This window comes from Oligoflexus sp., from assembly GCF_035638955.1.
Lineage (GTDB): Bacteria > Bdellovibrionota_B > Oligoflexia > Oligoflexales > Oligoflexaceae > Oligoflexus.
This window is the reverse complement of sequence record NZ_DASQYZ010000248.1, coordinates 1-20088: the sequence shown is the minus strand read 5'-3', so window position 1 is coordinate 20088 and position 20088 is coordinate 1. Positions and strand designations below refer to the sequence as shown.

The window sequence follows — 20088 nt, the reverse complement described above, 5'->3', positions numbered from 1 at the left end:
CCAAAGTCAGCACCCGCCACGATCTTTTTTACCTGACTTAGATTCGTGACGGCCATAGCCGATCTGGCCAGACACAATCCTTCTTATCCAGGAAAAAACTTATTTCCCGGCTCGAATCACCATTGGCACTCGCCTTGATGGCAACAGCGCGGATTCCAGCCCCAGGCAGAATCTCATCCTGACGAAAAAACGGGTTATCTTCAATAAACATAGAAAACCTTGGCCCATAGCGGCCTTGGCTTTTTTGTTGATTGTCTTGACAGTCTTTGCGATGGCATTGGTCACAAAAGAAACACATTGCCCAAGACACAGACCTACACAATACTTGTGCCTCAAGCCATAATTTCAGGAGTTTCCAGATGCAATTCCACCATGACCGTCTGCTGATTCTCGCGCTCTCAGTCTTCGGACTTCAAGCCTGCTCCCGGCCTGAATCCCAGCCGAAAATTGACAAGGCTATCCAAGGCAACGATAGCTATATTGCGCTAAGCACCAACGGTCAATCCATTTACCATTCGCGTGATGGCGAACAATGGAAGCTCGTTTTTTCCGAGAACACGAAGGTCTTTCGCCATCTAACTTTCGATGGCGAAAAGTTTGCCGCATCTGCAGGAAAGCTCAGGTTTATATCCTCAGATGCGTCCGGTGTAACCTGGCAACGGGACACCAAAGTCCAAGGCAAAGGCCATCCTGATATCATCCCAGGCTCGTATATCGTCATGTACGACGAGGCCCGGATCGATACAGTCGAAACCTTGACCGAAGAACTAACAGAAAAACTGCGGGCGAGTGGTGCAAGCATACAAATCAAGTCCATCTATCACTACGCAGGACCCGGATTTGCCGCCAAGATGTCAGAGGAAACAGCACAAGCGTTGGCTCAACACCCGGCGGTGGCCTACGTCCAACACGACCATCGAACTCACATCATCGAGCCCATCACGGCAAAGGGGACGCAAACGACGCCTGAGCTTTGGAATCTCGATAGAATCGACCAAACCCGTCTGCCATTGGATGGCCAATACGTGTTTCCAGCAACAGGCCAAGGCGTGCACGCCTATATCTGGGACACAGGCATCCGTCGTGATCATGTGGAATTTGCGGGCAAGGCCTTTGGTTCAAGTATGGACGAGGGCTGTCCGTACAGTAAGATCAGTAACCACGGCACTCATGTTGCTGGCGCGGTGGGCGGTAGGACGCATGGGGTCGCTAAGGATGTCATCCTCCATTCAGTGAACGGGGCAGGATGCGATTCCGCTGGTATCGGCATACGGATCGAAGTTATCGATCACATCATCCGCGATGCAAAAGTAAACTCATGGCGGTCGGTTGTGAATATGTCCTGGGGCAGTCCTGTGGCGAATAAAGACGAACCCGACGCCTTGAGGGACGCTCTCACCCGCGCTATACGTGAGGGCATTGTGATGGTGGCTGCGGCAGGAAACTCCGCTAAAAGCGAGGTGCCGGGCGAAGCTGATACCTGTAACTGGGTTCCAGCAGGCGTCGAGGGTGTGATCGCGGTCGGATCCTATACCACGAAAGGCGACCCGATTCCGCATGAACCCAACAGCGAGGCCCGATCTTGGTTTTCCAACTATGGGCCTTGCATCACTCTTTTTGCACCAGGGGAAGAGATTCGATCCGCAGGCACCGACAGCGACACCGAGATTGTTGCCCTGATGGGAACATCCATGGCGGCACCTCATGTGACAGGTGCGGCGGCCATCTATCTGGAACTCTTTCCTCACGCGACAGTGGAAGAGGTCAAGCGGGCTCTGATGACGACTTCAACCCAGGGTGTTATGCGGACCAGTGATTTGCATGATTCGCCGAATAGGCTGCTCAATATTAATTTCGGCGGTAAATATCAGGGGGTTGACGTTTAAGACTTGCGCGCACACATTAGAAAGCCCCCCTGGCTCTGACATTGCGAGAATCTTTAAATCTCTTTGCGCAGGCGGCTAGCTACGCCTTGCGCGTATTCTTCTTCAAGGCCTATCTTGCTGGCTCGCTCTTCAAACTGTTTGGCCAGTTCTAATATTTTATCCAGCATTTGTTCGGTTAAACTCCTGGATATACCAAATGTCTTCGCCACTTTCAAAATATCTTCTCGAGTGAACTGGTCATCTTTTCCACCAAAAGTCATTTGATGAGTCAGTGCATTCCCGCCGAAGACGTATGTGAGATCGTACGCAGGCGACAATTGCCAATCTCCCTCTTTATTCATTAAAAATCCGAAATTTTTCGTATGATCGTCTTGAACGCGAAACACGAAGTTAAACAATGTTCTTCGGAATGCTTCTTGAAGTTCTGTTTGGGATTGGGTGAGGTGTAATGTTACTCGATAGTAATCCTCATAGCTGCAAGAGTGCTTCTCACGGTAGTCTCTTAGCGTCAATCCACATAGACTTGCGAAGTGGTGAGTTTTATTCTTTCTAGCATCTCTATCGAAGCGTTCAATTATGAAGTGAGCAAGTGGTTCATGCCCATTGTCAGTTTCGAGTAAGTATGTCCGAGGTATTCTTATGCCAGCTTCTTTTGCCAGTAGAGAATAGAGATATTCCAGACGTCCATAGTAATTGGCGTCATCACCTTCTATTAAACCATCTAGTTTTATAATACAGGGCTGAAATCCAGGCTGGAACGATTCAAAACCTGTCCTCATTTCTTTGGTTTCTGGATTATAGTCAACCAGTGCTTTTGCCTGACGTCCACCCGCAGAAGAGGAAATCTTGATTATCTGATCGGATACGCTCTCGGCTTTGCCCTCTGTGATGAGGCGCGCTGCTAATAGTAACCTTTGAACCTGAAGAAACTCGCCTTCGAGAGTCATGTGCCCCTGCTGTGGACGAAACTCTAGAGCACCTATGGATTGCTCTCCGATATACGATAAAATTTCGAGCGCTCCGACTTGGTAAGCATCAAGGTTGAAGGTCTTTTTGTAAAATGAATTGATTGCTGCACGTCCATACGCGTCAGGTAGACAATCAGCGATGACTCCTGGGAGACCTGAAAAGGTTTGGCTCCTTTCGCTTGATTGATAGACGTTTGTCGTGGCTAAAGGAAGTTCGAGGGGTGATATCTCCATGCTTTTTGATCTAAAATCTTCTTCAAAGCTAAATGCGATGCCATTTTTAACTTTTGCAAGATATCCGACAGTTTCATTCCAAAGACGAACTTCCAGGCTTGTTGTATTTATCATTTTTTCCGTGCTCTCTTACGCCCAGGCTTCGAATGCTGTTTAGATTCATGAATAGTCTTCGGTGATTCCACTTCTTCAATGACTAGAGCATTCAACCTGGAAAATTCACCGAGTGCTCTCATGATTTTGAACAGAGTAAGCACTCGCACTTCATCACCAGCTTCAAATTTGACGAGCGTCTGTACCGATATGCCTGCTTTGACAGCCAGTTCCTTCTGCAGAATATTCAAAGCGAGCCTTTTATTAACCAGACTCTGACAGATCTGTTTGTACATTTCTTGTTCTGTCAAAAAGTTTATCTGAAGCATGACATTCGTCTCATAAAAACAAGTATAGTGTATTTTAACTGCAAGAAAGCCATATAAAATATATTATAGTTCAATTTGTAGAATTATCAAGCAAAGGGCTATTAAATTCTATAAAACTTTAATTTAAGTCCATGCATGACACTTAATATCTATTAAAGTTTAATTTAAAAGACTGTAAACCCAGGCGGGCAGGGTCATTTGCCCCTAGTTGCCAAGATAACAGACATTATCCGTGGTGAGGGCGGCCGACTTTTAACATATGATGCTAATTTTATAGGAATACCACATAACCATCAGTTCCATTCACGCGGATTCGCTGCCCGTCCTTGATCAGCCGGGTCGCGTTCTCCACTCCGACGACAGCTGGCAACCCATACTCACGCGCGATAACGGCTCCATGGGTCATCAGCCCACCGACTTCGGTGACTAGGCCTGCTATGGATACAAACAATGGTGTCCAGCTGGGGTCTGTAAAAGTGGTGACCAATATGTCCCCATCTTCCAGCTCCGCATCTTCCATGTTCAAGATGACCCGCGCTCGTCCCTCTCTCACCCCGGAAGAAACCGCCAGACCTACGATCGCTCCGCTGGGGAGATTTTCTCGTTTGTACTGGCCTGTTATGATTTCACCATCAGACGTGATAACACGTGGTGGCGTGAGTCTCTCATAGAGTTTGTATTCGTTTTTTCGTTTGCTGATGATCTGGTCATCCAGTTTACGTGTGCATACGACTTCGCGAAGTTCTTCAAAATTGAGGTAGTATATGTCTTCTTTTTGATGAGTAAGGTTGGCTTGCACGAGGTGTTCAACCTCTTTCAGCAAAGCCTGCTTGTAAATGAAGTAGCGATTCACCATGCAGTATTTGGGATATTCACGGTAACCAATGAAATTCCGGATGAGGTCAATCACACGTTTGGTTTCTCTGGCTTTCTGTTCACCTTCGGGTAATTGCTTCAATCGGTCTAACAACTCCTGTTCTTTTTTCAAGGCTTCCTGCAGTCCTTGCTTAAATTTTCTCTGCCCGGCATGAGGCTCATGATTTTTGATATTGCTGAGAATCATGGGAATAAGCGTAGATGGCTTTTCACTCCAGCGAGTCTTGGTGATATCGATTTCGCCGCTACAACGCATTCCATATTTGCTGAGAAAATCGTAAATAGCCTTTTGAGTTTCTCGTTCCCCTTCAAACTTATTCAGTTCATCCAAAAAATTGTCATCCTTTACTTGTTGCAGATAATCAATGACTTTTCGATGAGGCCGAATCACATCGGCGACATCCAACAACGCCAGGCCCATTTCCGAAGTGACATTATTGGGTACAGATTGAGAAAGCGTATCGGCCGCGTTTTTCTCACCTAACCACTCCTGCATTCTTTCATTGATCCATGACGTGGCGTCCATAGCAGTCGTAATCACAGCTAAACTTTGTGGGTCAAATAGAATCTTTCTTAATTGCTGAATGTCTTCCAGAATAAAATCAAATAATTCAGATCCTGATTTCATTCGGATGTTTTGTTTTAACACTTCTATGGCTGCTTGATTTCTCTGAATCGAGTCAGGAACGAAGGCCGGGTCATTGTCGATTTTTGCGTGAAAGTTCGCTGACGGTATAGGTTGATTGCTGGGACCTGGTGCCTGGTTATCACCTGGTAACAATTTTATAAAGTCCCGCTCTGTTATGGCTATGAGAGCGTCTTTAATAAGCGGGTCAGATTTCCCCAGGCCCTCGATGACCATTTTTCTACTGCCAGGCGCAGCTAGGTGGCGCGAGATATCAACAAACAACCTTCCACCAGCTTTACGCATGGGTGCAGGAGTCGTTAACAGAAAAAAAGACAGTCCCAATGGTTTCATGGCGTCGGTCATCATCTGTTGATGACCGACAGACACATAGACATGATTGTCTTGATCGTTGGCTTCAGGGATCGGGAATAAAGTTGTGATGGGCCGACTCTGGACTATATGAAATGTATCATCAACCCAACACCATTCGATGTCCTGGGGGTGGCCGAAATGCTGCTCGATCTTCCTGCCTAGGTGCTCAAGCTGTACAATCTGCTCATCCGTCAGTGCCTGCCTGTTCTGCGCCTCAGGCTCAATCTCGTGTTCTTTCGTACCACCATGCTTTAAGGCATAAATAGCCAGTTTCTTGCTGGATATCTTCTTATCGATCACTTTACCCTGATACACTTTATAGACATCAGCATTCACCAGGCCCGAGACCAGGGCCTCACCAAGTCCAAAGCTGGCATCAATGGATACCATTTTCCTATTGGAAGTGACGGGATCGGCTGTAAACAAAATTCCTGCCACCTGTGGGAAGACCATCTTCTGAACCACGACAGACAGGTGGACGTGACGGTGATCGAAGCCGTTCTGAAGCCTGTATATGATAGCCCTCTCGGTAAATAGGGAAGCCCAGCACTTGCTGATATGCTTGAGAATGGCATCCCGTCCGATAATGTTTAAAAAAGTATCCTGCTGCCCCGCAAAGGATGCTGTCGGTAAATCCTCGGCGGTTGCACTGGATCGTACGGCATAGGCGTTTTTTCGATCAAGCCGCGACAGGCAATGGGTCATCTCTTCAATGAGCTCTTGAGGAATAGCTATTCCTTCGATGACCTCACGAATCTTACGACTCAGCTCACCGATTCTACCCCGGTCTTCCATCTTCAAAAGGGAAAGGTGGTCCAGTAATACGTGAATGGACGAATGTTTCCCAACGACGTTCTTAAAAGCTTCAGTCGTAATACAAAAGCCTTCCGGTACGTTGATGCCTTCAATCCTGGCAAGTTCCCCCAGGTTCGCGCCTTTACCCCCGACCATGGCCAGCTTTGTTTTATCGATTTCCTGAAAACCAAGAATGTAGGAACTCATGTTTTCATTCGTCCTTTTTGTTTTAGAAATCTTAAATTTTTATATCTTATCACAAAAATATCCACAACCGGTGCATGCCAGTCGTTGGGAAGCGCATCGTGTTCGGGATGGGGTGGACGGTAGGATACCGTCCGTAGAGGGGAGGGGTCGGGCTGAAGCGCTTTATTCGGAGCCGAGCTTGAGTTCCATGGAAATATCCTCGCCTGACCAGAGCATCTTATCGATGATAATCACTGACCAGCAGGCATCCGTCCCAAGAAAGGATACATGGCCTGAGTACTCCCCGACGGCCGGACCATGGGCACCCGGCACGGAAATGCTTTGAAAGGATGTGAGCTTCACTTTCATCTCGGGCAAGGTTGCTTCGCAAGGCAACCAGATGGCGCTGGTTTCATCATGGAAACCCTGCACGTCGCTACCTGAAATATGGTGGCACACGATCTGCCGAGCCTGACCTTCGAAGAAAATATCTGACTCGGCCTGAGCGTAGGCTGAGAAGCTTATGGTAAGTGCCAAACAGAAAAGTACGGAAACGTTTTTCATAAAAGACCCTTTATGATCGTCCAAATCCAAGGCAGGAAAGCACTGGAGTGAGTTGATGTCAATCTCTCTTATGAGGGTTTACGACGGTCCATCCGTTGGCGTCTTCACGATAACCTGGTGCAACGTTTTCCAATCCGACCAGCTCACAGAAAGATCGGGAGCCGTGTCTCCTGAGCGTGTCACGACGCGGCCCGTATAGGTTAGCGCAACTTCCCAAATCTTACCGTGTTGGTCGATATAACGTTTGATGCTGTGAATGGCAAACGTATCGGACTGGTCCGATGTTCCTACAAGTTGCTTGCCATTTGCAAAGTCATCCAACCAATCCTGAAAAAGGACATGGTCTGGGTCGATTCTGTCTGAGCCACTATCAGTCATTTAAATAATCCCACTTATTTCAGACTTGCCGGTGTCCATTTGCGTCAATTTTACACGAAAAGACGCTCTAAGTATTTATACCTACAAGCCATACACCACTATAGGCAATGATGACAAGATAGGCAGTTTTGAGGTTATATCAGGGCACATATGTCATAAAAGCAGGAATTCCGCTTCGTTTTCCTGGCCTTATTCCACTTCGTAAGGTTCCCGTCTCAGCATTTATTTGATCCGGCCGATCATCACGTTACGGAATAGCGTCAGGAGTCGCACAATGCAAAAGTCGATGATCGCGGGTCTGTGGTTCGTGCTGGTCAGTATGGGTTCGATCCAGGCTGCGCCCAAAACCTATGAAGTCTATCCCTACGACGCCAGCGGCTTTGAGAGACATCCTGATCTGCATAACGAGTGGGCCGCTCTCCGTGAGAAGTGGACCGGCAAGATCGCCCCGCAGGACGCTTTGAAAAGACAATACGATCTGATGGCGACGCTGTCAGGGCGCGAGCCTCACTGGATCGACGGCTACTGGATAGCCGCTGATGCCGCCTTTCAATATGGCAACAGCTTCAAGGATAAAAGCGATTTCCCCATCGCCCGGGCCTCGTTTGCCAAAGGCAAGGCCTTCGCCGAAAACTGTTTAAAAATCCGTCCAGACAATCCACTTTGCAAATTCTACCTCGGGGTTAATCTCGGTAAGATCGCCAGTATCGACGGGATTTTTTCTTCCCTGAAAAATGCCAAGATCGTGGAGAAGATGTGGATCGAAACCATCGAATCCCGCTATCAGCACAAATTCGGACCAAACACGTCCCTGCAAGGCGCTGCTCGATATGCGCTCGGCATTTTCTATCGCCTCGTGCCGGATCTGGTTCTCTTGAAGTGGCTTTTTGGAGTGAAGGGCGACCTCAGCAAGTCCGTGGCGTTTCATAAGGAAGCCCTTGAATTCGATGCGCCGAACGTATGCAGCCGCACCATGCTGGCTGTCGCCTATATCTGTGAAGGTAAAAACGATTTCACCACGCCTTCGGGTAAATTAGGGTTTGCGCAGCTTCAGGAAGCCCGTAAGTTGCCGGTCAGTTCTGCTCTCTACGCATCATGCGCCAAGGATTTGCCGAGACTTGAGCAAAATCCTAAACTGGCCTGTGGTTATGAAACCTCTCGCCAGCAGGAAACCAGCGAAGAGGAATTCAAAAAGCAGCAGGACCAAGGGAAGTGATCGCTAAGACAAACCACTGACGCTAGCGCTTGACGTATTTTCACGCAGCGGTGGCGTTCCCGGAAACTGAAAATCACCCGGCTGCACATAACCATCAAACGCGACCCGGCTGGTGTTTTTTACCGCCGGCTTCGATACGCGCCGAATATTTTTCATGACGAAGCGACTCTTGGGTACGGCCGGTAGCTTGGAGAAGTCTATGGCGAGATCCTGAGCCGGCACCGCGTATTCCATCACGTTTGTTAAAAGATGCGAAGCTCGTTTCAACAGTTCTATGGTAATCCACTCGCCGGGACAGCGGTGGCCTTTCTTCACATCACCTGCACCCTGCGCGGTCAAACTGAATAGATTAATTTCATTTTGCAGAAACCGTTCGGGCTGAAACACGGCAGGGTTTTGCCAGATATCGGGATCATGACTGGTGCCGTACAGGTCCAGCAGTACCCAGGCTCCCTCTTTAAATCGATAGCCCTGCCAGTCGAAATCATAAGCAGCCCGTCCACCCACAAAGGGGAAAAACGGATAGTAGCGCCGCACTTCCTGAGCGAAGGCTTCCTGATAACGGCTGTCGCCCTCCTGGAGTCGCTGTCGACATTCGGGATGCTCATGCAGGGCGTGGGCCGCGAAAACGATATACCAGGCGACAGCGACTGTAGGACGCAGAATATTGATGAGTTCGACGGCCGCAATCTCGGGGGTCAGGAGTTCGTCCTTGCGATCCCGATGCCACGCGATGGCCTCGACGGGTGTGCCCTGAGGATTTTCCGTTTGGGTCTCGCGGATATTGATGATGAGGTTCTGTGCCCATCGTTCCGTCTGGGTCCGCAGGAGCAAACCCCAGGCGGCTTTCGGACCAACCGATCCGGCTCCGCTGACCATGGATGCAAACTCCACCGTCCGGATTTTGATTTGGGCATCAGTCAGGGGAACACCAGCCCAACGCGTTACGGCGCGGGTGAGGACCTCCTGCATCTCGCGCAGAAGGATGATTTCCTTTTTGCGGGTCCAACCTTCCAATTGCAGCAACCACTGTTCCGCAAACTGGTTCGAAAGATTCTGCAGGCTCTGTGGCTTCATCATCGAGAGAAACATTTGTTTGCGCCAACGGTGATCCTCACCGTCCAGCTCCTGCACGCTGCCGGTGTCCTGTAAAAGTTTCAAAGTGGTAGGCGGCATGGCTCCCTTGCGGGTAAAGCGATCCGGCTCATAAAAGAGACGGCTGGCGGCTTCGCCCTGCATGCAGATGACTTTCTGGAGCATGATGCGGGATTCGAAGACTTTGGTCTGATATTTTTCACAGCGTTTGGAAATATAACGATAGCCATCAGAAAGCAGTTCCAGCGTGCCGTCCAGGGTCTTGTCTTGAGGCATGTCTCGCATAGTAATCCCTCTGTTTGATAGGAGACGCGCTTGGGTGCCGCAACCCACAGCTTGCGTATCATTGACAATGTGCAGACGCAACTCAACGAGGGAGAGAGAATTTTACGTTTTTTTATAGTTCGAGTCGGTGGCAGGGGCTGTTTGGGGAAAAGGGGTGATGGATTTCACCCCCGCATCGTTAGAACTGGTACTGAATTCCTACACCCGTATTATCTTCCGTCACCTTAAGCCCCGCAGCCCAGGCCCAGGTGCTGGCATACATTAAGGACAGTTCCCATTCGGTCCTTTCGCTTTGCCGAAAGCTTACATCGGCGTCGGAGAAGATGGTCGAGGTCCATTGAAATCGCTTGTCCAAATCGAGCCGCAACTTGCCAGTGTGATCCACGAGCAGGTTGCTCTCGATCAGCATGGGCAGGAGATAACCGATCCCGGCAACGCCGCGTGTTTCATGATGGAAACTGCTGCCGCCGAGGACAAAGTTCAGATAACGATCCTTCCACCTTCGATAGAAAAGGTCGCCTTCCACGTCTGATGTGTAATCCTTGCCGGTTTCGATCCGCGCTTCGAGATCGTTCCAGGTTTGGGACAGACGGAATTTGGCCTGTGCATGGTTGGTGGATGTCTCCAGCATGCCGTAGAAGTAGGTATGGTCATGGTTGTGAGGATCATGTTTCTGATGCTGGACGAGACTGCTGGCCGGGGTGAAGCTGGAATACTTCACCACGCGTGCCATGCCGGTCTTCATGTGATAGAGGTTGTGGCAGTGCAGCATCCACTCACCCGGTTCATTCGCCAGAAACTCGATGGTTCGCGTGGTGTGGGGAGACACGTCGACCGTATGTTTCCAAGGCGAGGTGTCACCGAATTTATTGAGCACGCGAAAGAAGTGTCCGTGCAAATGCATGGGATGATGCATCATGGTTTCATTCACCATAGTAAAGCGAATGATTTGGCCTTCTTTGATCACGATGTTTCGATCTTCAAAAATAGCCTTACCGTTGATATGCCACACATAGCGTTCCATGTCACCGTCGAGGACCAGCTTCACATCATGGACTGGAATCTTGTCAGGAAATTTCGTGGAATCAAGCGCCTGGATGTCGTCGACCGTCAGCATTGGCACGATGTTTTTGGAGTCCTGCACGGCGCCTGGAGAAACACCAGCATGACCCCCGTGTCCCGCATGCCCGGCGTGGTCTACGGCCTTGCCGTGTCCCGCATGCGCGTCTTTAGCTTGACTGTTCTGGGTGTGGTTCGCATGGCCCGCATGAGCATCGGCCGCTCCATCAGATTTCTTATGTTCTGCATGGGTATCCGCACCGCCCGTAGGCTGTCCGTGTCCCGCATGGGCGTTCGCTGCGGGCTGTCCATGCCCCGCGTGGGCACCCGCACTGCCCGAAGGTTGCTTGTGTCCCGCATGAGCATCCGCACCACCTGCCGCCTGTCCATGTCCCGCATGAGCATCCGCACCACCTGCCGCCTGTCCATGTCCCGCATGAGCATCCGCACCACCTGGCGCCTGACCATGCCCGACGTGCTCGCCGCCGTGACCACTACCGTGACCACCACCGTGGCTCATCGCCTCGTACATCGGCGGCATCGGTTTCACAGGGGCCGGAACGGGATCTCCCATACCGATCCATGCGGAAGCAGCTCCGGTTCCATCCTGAGCCGTGGCTTTGAATTCATAATTTTTATGCGCGGGTACTTCGAAAAGCACATCATAGGTTTCGGCCATACCGATCAGGATCTCACGCGTCCAGGTCGGTTTCATATCCACCCCATCCACGGCTATGACCTGCATGGGGACGTCGCCCAAAGCCAGATGAAAATAACTGGAGGCTGACGCGTTGATGATTCGAATCCGAATTTTTTCGCCTGGATGCGCGACCGCCAGCTGCGAGGTTCTTTTGCCATTGATCAGAAACGCATCATAACCCACATCGGAATAATCCATGCCGCCCATCCGGGTCCACTCGTTGTCCAGATAGATGCCCAATGCCTTTTCACGGATGGCGCCGATCCAGGACCGCATGGTCCCTTTTTTATAAAGATAGTAATCACCATCTTTGCGCAGGTTGGCGAGGATCTGCGTGGCGTCTTCATCCGACCAATCGCTCAGCACCACGATCGCGTCCTTGTCGGCTTTGATGGTTGGCTTTTTCGGATGCACAATAAAAGCACCGTAAATGCCTTTCTGCTCCTGAACGTTGGTGTGGGTGTGATACCAATATGTTCCCGATTGCCTCAGTTTGAAACGATAGGTGAACGATTGCCCGCTGCCGATGGGTGGGGTGTTCACATAAGGCACACCGTCCATCTCGGGCGGAAGCAGAATGCCGTGCCAGTGAATGGAGACTTCCTGCCCCGGAATCTGGTTTTTCAAAACTATCTCGGCCTCATCGCCTTCGGTAAATTCAAGGGTAGGGGCGGGGAGGCTGCCGTTGACCAGCAACGCGAAATCCACAGATTTCTTGCCGCTAAGATTGACGGTGCCTTGGGTGGTTACTAATTCGTAGTGGACTGTCCGGGCTTTTTCGGCGCCTGGACTGGTTTCAGATATCAGCGTGAAAGCTAGAAACATCAATAAAAACAGTTGGTTCATTACAGCTCCTCATAAGGCCATCCCGTGCTTGGAACCTTATACGGAGGTTACTGTAATTATGTGACAAGTTTTTCGGTTGCTGCGCCTAAGCTGCCGTCAAAGACGACTGCTCTAACCCGCAACATCCAGAGTCTTATCCTCAGACTCCAGTTGCCAGGGATAAACAAAGACCGGCATGGGCTTGCCGTCGGTCTCGGCCACGAGTTCGCCGATCTGCTCACAGTCTTCGCTGAAGAACTGGGCGACGGTTTGGGATAGCAGGATCTGGCCCGACTCGGCATGTTCCTGCAGAGCCGCCGCCAGTTGAACCGTCGAGCCGACGGCTGTATATTCCTTACGGCTTTCGGTTCCAAAGGATCCCACCACAGCTTCGCCCTGACTCAGGCCCGTACGCATGGTAATGGAAAAACCAAATTCCTTTTTCCACGCGGTATTCAATTCGGTGAGGGCCTGCATCATCTCAATGCCACAGTGCAAGGCGCGGATGGCCTGCTCGCGCGGTGCGGTCTGATGCGGGACTCCAAAGACGACCATCACACCATGGCCCGTGAATTTATCGAGCATCGCCTCATGATCAAAGACAATCGCCGACATTTTGGAAAAATATTGATTGAGAAGTCGCGTGGCGCGTTCCGAACCCAACTTGTCACAGATATTGCCAAAGTCCACCAGATCCGCAAAAAGTATGGTGACAATCCGGGAATGCGAAGTCTCATCCAGCGTCGAACGGCCCAGCATGAACTCTTCCACCAATTTAGGATGAAACGAGCGCTTCAGGGTTTGTGTCTCAAAGTCGGCTTCCAGTTTACGGATCATGCGGTTTTTACGGTAAACAAGGGCCAGGCAGCTCAAGGATACGACCAGAGACAACCCCATGGCCCAGGATGCATAGGCATCGCTGTGCTGCTCCTCATCCGCGAGCCGATCGTCGTCACCTGTGAAACCAAGATTCCGCTTAGCCGCCAGACTTGCTTTCTTGCCTTGGCGGGTCCATTCACTGTCCAGGTAATAATATTCAATCTGATAGCGGAAGGCCTTATCAAAACTTTGGTTGGCAAAGGAAAGTTGGGAAAGATTCTTTTTGAGTTCAACGCGCAGATAAAGAGGCGTCGACGGAATTTCCTCCACCAGCTCTTCAGCACGGGTCAAATTAATTTTGGCCTGGTCGTATTTTTTCAACTCGATCTCAGCGGTTCCCGCCGCGATGCTGGCACTGATCGTACCCAGATCATGACTGCCGTGCAGAAAGGCGATGGCTTCCAGGGCGACGGTCTCGGCTTCACTGAATTTGCGCAATCGATTCAGGGCATGGCCCAGCAACGCTCGGGACAAGCCGCTCGTGGGCGCGTCATTGATTTGATGAGCTGCGGCGATACCCAGTTCCAGATAGCCAATGGCTCGCTGCAGTTCTTCGGGTAATGACTGACCTTGAAAAACGGTATTGGCAGCATAATTGTAGGTTGTCTGAGCCAGAAGATGCCTGCGTCCATTCTTTTTGAAGATTTTGGTCGCGTTCTCGAAAAGTTCTTCCGAATTCTTTTGCATGTCCGGATCTTCCATCAGGATCAACGCAATGGTGACATGAATCGATTCGCGACGAAATTCGCTGATATCTTTATTTTCTTTCAGAATCAGTTTCGCCTGATTCGCGTATTTGCGGGCTGCAGCGCGGCGCCCATGCGTGCTCAGGGTGTTGGCGATTTGGCTTAAGCGAATGAGAGCCACATCGATGGAACCTGATTTGAACAGAAAGTTCAAAAGTTTCAGTTCCTCGACCAGGAACGCATCGAAGTCAGCGCCAAACTTGAGCTGGTTGGCGAGGGATTGAAAGATATCATATTCCTGCCAGGCACGAATTTGCCGCGACATGCCCAACGCGTCGTCCACTTCTTTTTTATACTGGGATGCTGTGACGGCGCGATCTTCGCCCATCTGGCTACTGGACAGAAAGATGGTGGCCAGAATTTTGACCCACTGATCGGGAGCTTTGCTGCGATCCATGGTGGCAAATATCGGGCGCGCCCATTCGTTCACGCGACGAGGGTGATCGGCAATTTCATATTCCAGTTCCGACAGGCTCATGTCGGGACTCAGTTCATTGGCCTGGGCTGGGCTGGCTCCCAGCAAGGAAAGCAGCAGAAGCCAGGCAGGAATCCAGAGGATGCGATGTTGCATAAACCCTCGCTAGACGGCAATCGAGACAGACTCGATGCTTGTCGACAAGGCCCCCCCTTTCCCAAGTATTTTACTTATACTTTTCCGAAAATATTTAATACGCACCAGTCATATCAATAGGATACAAGAGGCGATACGACAGGAGCTTGGGGGCGAGCTAAAAGGGCCGACCCGGATTCAGAACTTTGACTTTCACCCAATCTTTCGTACCTTATCCTGGTTGGCTCCAGTCTTGAATGGGAGGGCAGCGGCCTATGGAAAAATTAGGATCCTGGATCGATTCCGCGAAACAGATGGCGCAGAATGCCATCAAAGATAAATTGGAACTTGGTTCCGCCCTATCGGGGCAGATACTCCTCAACATGCTGCATGATGCTTTCATCGAGATGCCCGACAGCAAACGCGATGAACTCTTCAAGGTCATGGAGTCCATCTTCGTGCAGTATAAGTCCCAGGATAAATTCGATTTCGAAGGGGTCTGGCGCACGACCATCCGTCATCCCTTGGTTCAGGAGTTGGCTGGCAATGTGAGCCGGAATCTTATTAAAGCCATCATCAGTAAGGCGCGCATGTGATCACTGTTGAAATCTGGTCGGATATCCTTTGCCCCTTTTGTTATATCGGCAAGCGCCGTTTCCAAACGGCTCTGGCGGCCTTTCCGCAACGCGATCAGGTGGAGGTCACCTGGCGGAGCTTCGAACTCGACCCGAATGCGAAACGAGATAATAACATCAGCATTCATGAGTTGCTGGCTAAGAAATACGGCCGGACCGTGGAGTGGGCGCGTGAATCCAGCGCCAACCTGGAAGCCCAGGGCGCTCAGTTGGGATTGACCTTTCATATGGATCAGATCATTCCCACCAATTCCTTTCATGCCCATCGCCTGCTGCATCTGGCCGGTAGTTTGGGTCAGCAGGATGCCGTCAGTGAAAAACTGTTTGCGGCCTATTTCACCGAAGGTCGGCCCATTGGCCAAATTGAAACTCTGGTGGCTATCGCTGGGGAGGCTGGACTGGATCCGGCCCGAGCCCGGACCGTGCTGGAATCCACAGAGTACTCTGATGCCGTGCGCCGCGACGAGGAAGAGGCCCAAAGTTTTGGTTTGACCGGCGTGCCGGCGTTTGTGTTCAATCGGAAGTATTTAATTTCCGGGGCCCAGCCGTCTGAAGTCTTTGCTCAGGCTCTGGAAAAACTGGTGAATGAACCGGCTTGATGGTGCCCAAGGTTCGACCACGTTTTGTCACAAGCTCAATCACCCCCGTTTTGGGGTCTTTTGCAGGTTTGGATCGGGCTGTGAGAAAGATTGGCCTTTGCGGTGCTTTTCATAAGCTGCACTCATGTGAGGGCATGGGTGAGTTAATTTGGCATAATACCTCTTGCAAGCATTCCTTTTGCATGCAATACAAGGGTAGGCTGGATGGACACGGAATGCCATCACTCATGATTCCCAAAGGTTGCCTGATTTTCCAAGGTTTACGGACGGATAAACAGAGCATCCCGATGAAGGACTATCCTCCATGAAAACTGTAATGATGACCCTGGCTCTTGTGATCGCGACTGGCTGTACGACTGTTGGCACCACCAGCACGGTGGCTCAAGACGAGGCCAACAAGCCCAAGAAGGAAGAAGGCTTGCGTGACGTTAGACAGCAAGCTTTGCTGGAAGCTCTTGAAGGCAAGAAAGCTCAGTAAGGTTCGCAGCGGCGGTCGACCTCAGGGTCGACCGACCTCAACGCACGGGAAAATCCTCGACCGCATCATAATCGGACATCGCCTTTTTGCCTTCCGACGTCTCCTCAAAAAAGATCGAATCCTTCCAGACTTTTTCGCAGAATGTCTTATGATCCCTATAAAATGCTTTGGAGCAGGTAAAATAGTAGTCGTTCATTTTGAGCGGAACTTCATACTTGCGTAAGCCCATATTTAACTTCTTATCAATCCGATAGGGATGCAGGGCCGCGCCGTCGAGCTGCTTATCCATCAGTCGTGTGAAGATAGCGTCCACGGACTTAAAGGATTCGACCCTGGCTCCAGCTTTTTTTAGCTCATCATTAATGGAATACCCTTCGCTGGTGCCGATGCGCAGACCTTTTAGGGTTTCGAGGCTTTTGCCATCCCAAGGCAGAGGCTTGTCCTGGCGTGAGTACAGGAAATAACCGGCCCGTTTGAAGACTGTATTGGCATCCAGCTCACCATTGGGGAGCCTTGGATAGATGGCCCATTCCTCGCGCTCCTTCATATAGCTGACAATGCCGTAAATATCCACGTTGCCGGTTTTCATCAGCACGCGACAGGCAATGGCCGGGCGGCGCATGAGATTCAGTTTGACCCCATGCTTCTTGCTGATATGGTGCGCGAAATCAATCAGAATGCCCGGGGCGTTGGTGTCTTCAGTCCCCGGCGTGTTATAGAGTGGGAAGACCCGTTTGTCCTCAAAACAAACGCGAATTTCGGGGGGCTGGGATTCCGCTGCCCCAAGGGAAGTACTGAGGAAAACTGCAAGGAGCAGAAAACGCATGGTAGGCTCCTATTTCCACGGACATGGTTGATCGTATTTTTTATAAAGTTCGCAGGTTTCCCCTGATTTGCGCATGCCTCGGATGCAGTCTTCCAACTGATGGATGAAGACGGTGCGGTCCGGAATGCGGGGGGATTTCCTGGAAATCGCGATGAAATAATCAGCTTTTTGGATATTAAAATCCAGCAATTTTATTTTACTAATCAGGCCAATCTGTCGGGCGACGTCGACGATCGTCGAGTCCGTCGAAACGAAAATATCGATGCGCCGGGCATCAAGTTTGCGAATATTAAATTCCTCTTTGGAGCTTTCATCCAGGTTCTGGGCGGCCTTGCGTTTCAGGATATAGTCATAGAATTCCTTGGAATAACGTAGACCGATGGTATGACCCAGGCGATAGCGATCGAAGTCGCTGATGCTCTTGATGGTGATATCGCTATCGGCTCGCACAATGGGAACATAGGCGGAGGTGAGCATGACTTCCTTGCCGAACTCCACCACTTTTTCGCGCTCTTTTTTGTACGAGAAGAGATTAAAATCCACGGTGCCCTGTTCCATCCCGACCTGCATCCGTTCGATCGGTTGGAACTTGAATTCGAAGGGCATTTTCATGCGGGTGAAGCATTGGGTCAGGATTTCTTTCATGATGCCCGGTGGATAATCCGGACGTCCTGCAAAGAAGTAGGGCGGCCATTCAGGATCGTTAATAATCAAAGGCTGCTTAATATCCTGAGCAGCGGCGGTCAAGCCTGTCAGCAACATGAATCCTGCAAAGGCGACCGCTACGAGCTTCATGGGAAGTCCTCCAGCTTTTCGTATTTGCTGACAGGTGTCTGACCCTGTGGCGACTTCAGGAAGCGGGCGCTTTCCTTCCAGATGGCGTCCGGCATGGTGGGATATTTTTCCTGGAAAACGCGGGATAGCTGCACAAAGTAATCTTTGGTCTTGAGCGGTTTGTCATTCATCTGCAGCTGAATGCGTTCCTTGATGCGGTTGATCATATCGTTATTGACAGCCACCGCATCGATATCATTCTTCTGCAGACGGGTGATCATGCCATCCAGGGATTTAAAAGTCTCGACCTTCACCCCGGCCGCTTCCAAATCATGGACGATCGAATAGCCATCGATAGCGCCCAAACGCTTGCCTTTAAGGCCAGCCAGGCTTTTGCCATCCCAATCCAGGGGTTTTTCCCGGGGCGCGTAGAGGAAATAACTGGTCCGGATCACCGCGCGATCCCCATCGGCTTCGCCACTTTTCATGGGAAAGAGGCCAACCTTCTCCCGTTCGGGGGTAAAGCTCAAGAGCCCGGCAGCATCCACTTCGCCTTTTTCCAGAAGCACGGCGCAGGCGCTCTGGGGCCGTCGGGTCACCCGGATTTCCACGTTCAGACGGGATTGCAGGTGCTCAATCAGATCAAAAACAAGGCCGGGATGCTCGGATTTTTCGGTGCCGACTTTGTTATAGAAGTAGAACGAGGGTTTATCGTCGAGACACCAACGGACGACAACATTTGGCGCTGCCTGCAGGGATGCCGATGCAAACACGAGACCCAGGGCCAGGGATACTTTTAAACGCATGGAAGTGCCTTTGATGGAATGCGACTTGTATTGAGAATAGCATGGGGAAGGGGGGGAGGGGACGGCAGGATTTTCCCTGCCGTGGATGAACTTAGAGACCGGCTACGGTGCAGTCCACTTCCGTGAACGAGGACATGCCGAAGTTCTTCGTGTCGTAGTTATCCTGGTCAATCACGTAGATCCCGCTGGTCGAAGGTGTATTCGACTGAGTTATCGAAACATTCTTCACCTGATAGCACTTGTTCTTGGACACCATAGCCGACGACGATCGGAGCCACAGGCGGGTGCCGCTGGCATAGGTTTTGGTGTTCAGTGAATACCAGTAAGTAGTTGGACTATCACCGGTCATGGGTCGGGTCAGTTCGGTGACTTTCACGTAACCGGTCATGAGCTTATAGAGGTGGTCGGTATCGACCGCAGGAGCAAAGTCGATCTCGCCAATGTCCGCGACCGTATCGTTGAGCTGAAACATTTCTGCAGCTGTCGCCGTTGCGATCGTGACCGATGCGGGATCGACATCAAATATTCGCATAGTCCCAAATCTCTGGTTAAATTTGCGCGCCTTGAATGAAATTTTGCTACCGACAACCAGATCGGTTGAGATGCCGCCATTGGATCCGCGTAGGTGAAGCAGCGAACCTGTGCCATCGAATTTTTGCACAATAGCATACTGGGGACCGCTGGTGGCTGACACCGCATCAGGAGTGATCTTGCAAAAATTACCGGATGTTGATGTGCAATTACGTACCGTTGTTACGACTGCATCGGTGACTGCGACTTCCGCTGTCAATGTGCAGACCGATGCCCCCGAAGTCGCGCAAGTCTCATCTTTTCTATCCCACATTTCCTTGTTTATGGCAGCGAGCTGAACCCGGACTTCCGTATCGGGCTCTGTATCCTCTACGGGTGGTTCCTCTTCATCCGTCCTGGTCGATGCATAACTTGCATTGGTTTCACCCTCGGGCAAGAGCTCAAGCTTCACTTCTTTTTCTTGGACCTGACCGCAACTCGCACCCAGGACAACCAGCGATAATAAATAGCCAAAGGCTTTCATGGTTCACTCCATTCAATACTTACAGCTCCTTATCTGCTTCGGTGCGGTACGCTGCAAACTTTATGGGCTGCATAGAAAAAGGGAAAGCTGAGTGCTTTCCCTTTCTTAATAGTACAGTTGTTAAACCGTAATTTTTCAGAAGTTTTGTGTGTAATTCACAATCATTCGGCGGCCCAGGTGGCCGTCGGTTTCCAGGCGGTTGACGATCGGATCGTTTTTGGCGTCGAATGATTCACTCAGGAACACCACCCC

General features: G+C 50.6%; 17 protein-coding genes. 5 read left to right on the top strand and 12 right to left on the bottom strand.

Annotated features, from left to right (window positions below):
* Positions 1 to 359 precede the first annotated feature (359 nt).
* Positions 360 to 1886 carry a S8 family peptidase gene (locus VE954_RS23070; protein WP_324957211.1) on the top strand — a complete coding sequence of 509 codons (1527 nt, stop codon included), beginning with the start codon at positions 360 to 362 and terminating at the stop codon, positions 1884 to 1886.
* Positions 1887 to 1939: 53 nt separating this feature from the next.
* Here the strand turns inward: VE954_RS23070 and VE954_RS23065 are convergent, their stop codons facing one another.
* The 5 genes from VE954_RS23065 to VE954_RS23045 form a co-directional block, all read right to left on the bottom strand.
* The gene (locus VE954_RS23065) at positions 1940 to 3202 is read right to left on the bottom strand and encodes a type II toxin-antitoxin system HipA family toxin (protein ID WP_324957210.1); all 1263 of its coding nucleotides are present in this window, start codon (positions 3200 to 3202) and stop codon (positions 1940 to 1942) included.
* The gene (locus VE954_RS23060; RefSeq protein ID WP_324957208.1) at positions 3199 to 3510 is read right to left on the bottom strand and encodes a helix-turn-helix transcriptional regulator; all 312 of its coding nucleotides are present in this window, start codon (positions 3508 to 3510) and stop codon (positions 3199 to 3201) included. The genes VE954_RS23065 and VE954_RS23060 overlap by 4 nt, the downstream gene beginning before the upstream one ends.
* 271 nt (positions 3511 to 3781) lie before the next feature.
* Positions 3782 to 6388, bottom strand: a complete 2607-nt coding sequence (gene ppsA, locus VE954_RS23055) for a phosphoenolpyruvate synthase (protein ID WP_324957206.1) — start codon at positions 6386 to 6388, stop codon at positions 3782 to 3784.
* Between the two features lie 162 nt (positions 6389 to 6550).
* Positions 6551 to 6931, bottom strand: a complete 381-nt coding sequence (locus tag VE954_RS23050) for a hypothetical protein (RefSeq protein WP_324957205.1) — start codon at positions 6929 to 6931, stop codon at positions 6551 to 6553.
* A gap of 78 nt (positions 6932 to 7009) precedes the next feature.
* The gene (locus VE954_RS23045) at positions 7010 to 7309 is read right to left on the bottom strand and encodes a hypothetical protein (protein WP_324957204.1); all 300 of its coding nucleotides are present in this window, start codon (positions 7307 to 7309) and stop codon (positions 7010 to 7012) included.
* A gap of 274 nt (positions 7310 to 7583) precedes the next feature.
* Between VE954_RS23045 and VE954_RS23040 the strand changes: the two genes are divergently transcribed.
* A complete protein-coding gene (locus VE954_RS23040; RefSeq protein WP_324957202.1) occupies positions 7584 to 8525 on the top strand; it encodes a hypothetical protein in 942 nt (313 codons plus the stop codon).
* Positions 8526 to 8528: 3 nt separating this feature from the next.
* Here VE954_RS23040 and VE954_RS23035 read toward each other — a convergent pair whose 3' ends face one another.
* The 3 genes from VE954_RS23035 to VE954_RS23025 all read right to left on the bottom strand — a co-directional run bounded on the left by VE954_RS23035 (position 8529) and on the right by VE954_RS23025 (position 14685).
* The gene (locus tag VE954_RS23035; RefSeq protein WP_324957200.1) at positions 8529 to 9905 is read right to left on the bottom strand and encodes a cytochrome P450; all 1377 of its coding nucleotides are present in this window, start codon (positions 9903 to 9905) and stop codon (positions 8529 to 8531) included.
* A gap of 178 nt (positions 9906 to 10083) precedes the next feature.
* On the bottom strand, positions 10084 to 12510 hold the full coding sequence (locus VE954_RS23030) for a multicopper oxidase domain-containing protein (protein WP_324957199.1): 2427 nt from the start codon (positions 12508 to 12510) through the stop codon (positions 10084 to 10086).
* 111 nt (positions 12511 to 12621) lie between these two features.
* Entirely contained in the window at positions 12622 to 14685 is a 2064-nt protein-coding gene (locus tag VE954_RS23025; RefSeq protein ID WP_324957198.1) for an adenylate/guanylate cyclase domain-containing protein, read from the bottom strand.
* Positions 14686 to 14939: 254 nt separating this feature from the next.
* Between VE954_RS23025 and VE954_RS23020 the strand changes: the two genes are divergently transcribed.
* The 3 genes from VE954_RS23020 (at position 14940) to VE954_RS23010 (ending at position 16376) form a co-directional block, all read left to right on the top strand.
* Positions 14940 to 15260, top strand: a complete 321-nt coding sequence (locus VE954_RS23020; protein WP_324957197.1) for a hypothetical protein — start codon at positions 14940 to 14942, stop codon at positions 15258 to 15260.
* The gene (locus VE954_RS23015) at positions 15257 to 15898 is read left to right on the top strand and encodes a DsbA family oxidoreductase (RefSeq protein WP_324957196.1); all 642 of its coding nucleotides are present in this window, start codon (positions 15257 to 15259) and stop codon (positions 15896 to 15898) included. Before VE954_RS23020 ends, VE954_RS23015 begins: the two co-directional genes overlap by 4 nt.
* A 304-nt stretch (positions 15899 to 16202) precedes the next feature.
* Positions 16203 to 16376, top strand: coding sequence for a hypothetical protein (locus VE954_RS23010; protein WP_324957194.1), 174 nt, complete (start codon positions 16203 to 16205; stop codon positions 16374 to 16376).
* Between the two features lie 37 nt (positions 16377 to 16413).
* Here VE954_RS23010 and VE954_RS23005 read toward each other — a convergent pair whose 3' ends face one another.
* The 4 genes from VE954_RS23005 to VE954_RS22990 form a co-directional block, all read right to left on the bottom strand.
* Positions 16414 to 17202: a transporter substrate-binding domain-containing protein gene (locus tag VE954_RS23005; RefSeq protein ID WP_324957192.1), complete on the bottom strand. Its 789-nt coding sequence runs from the start codon at positions 17200 to 17202 to the stop codon at positions 16414 to 16416.
* A 9-nt stretch (positions 17203 to 17211) separates the two neighbouring features.
* Positions 17212 to 17997, bottom strand: coding sequence for a substrate-binding periplasmic protein (locus tag VE954_RS23000; RefSeq protein ID WP_324957190.1), 786 nt, complete (start codon positions 17995 to 17997; stop codon positions 17212 to 17214).
* Entirely contained in the window at positions 17994 to 18782 is a 789-nt protein-coding gene (locus VE954_RS22995; protein WP_324957188.1) for a substrate-binding periplasmic protein, read from the bottom strand. Before VE954_RS22995 ends, VE954_RS23000 begins: the two co-directional genes overlap by 4 nt.
* A gap of 91 nt (positions 18783 to 18873) precedes the next feature.
* Positions 18874 to 19836 carry a hypothetical protein gene (locus VE954_RS22990; RefSeq protein WP_324957186.1) on the bottom strand — a complete coding sequence of 321 codons (963 nt, stop codon included), beginning with the start codon at positions 19834 to 19836 and terminating at the stop codon, positions 18874 to 18876.
* Positions 19837 to 20088 lie beyond the last annotated feature (252 nt).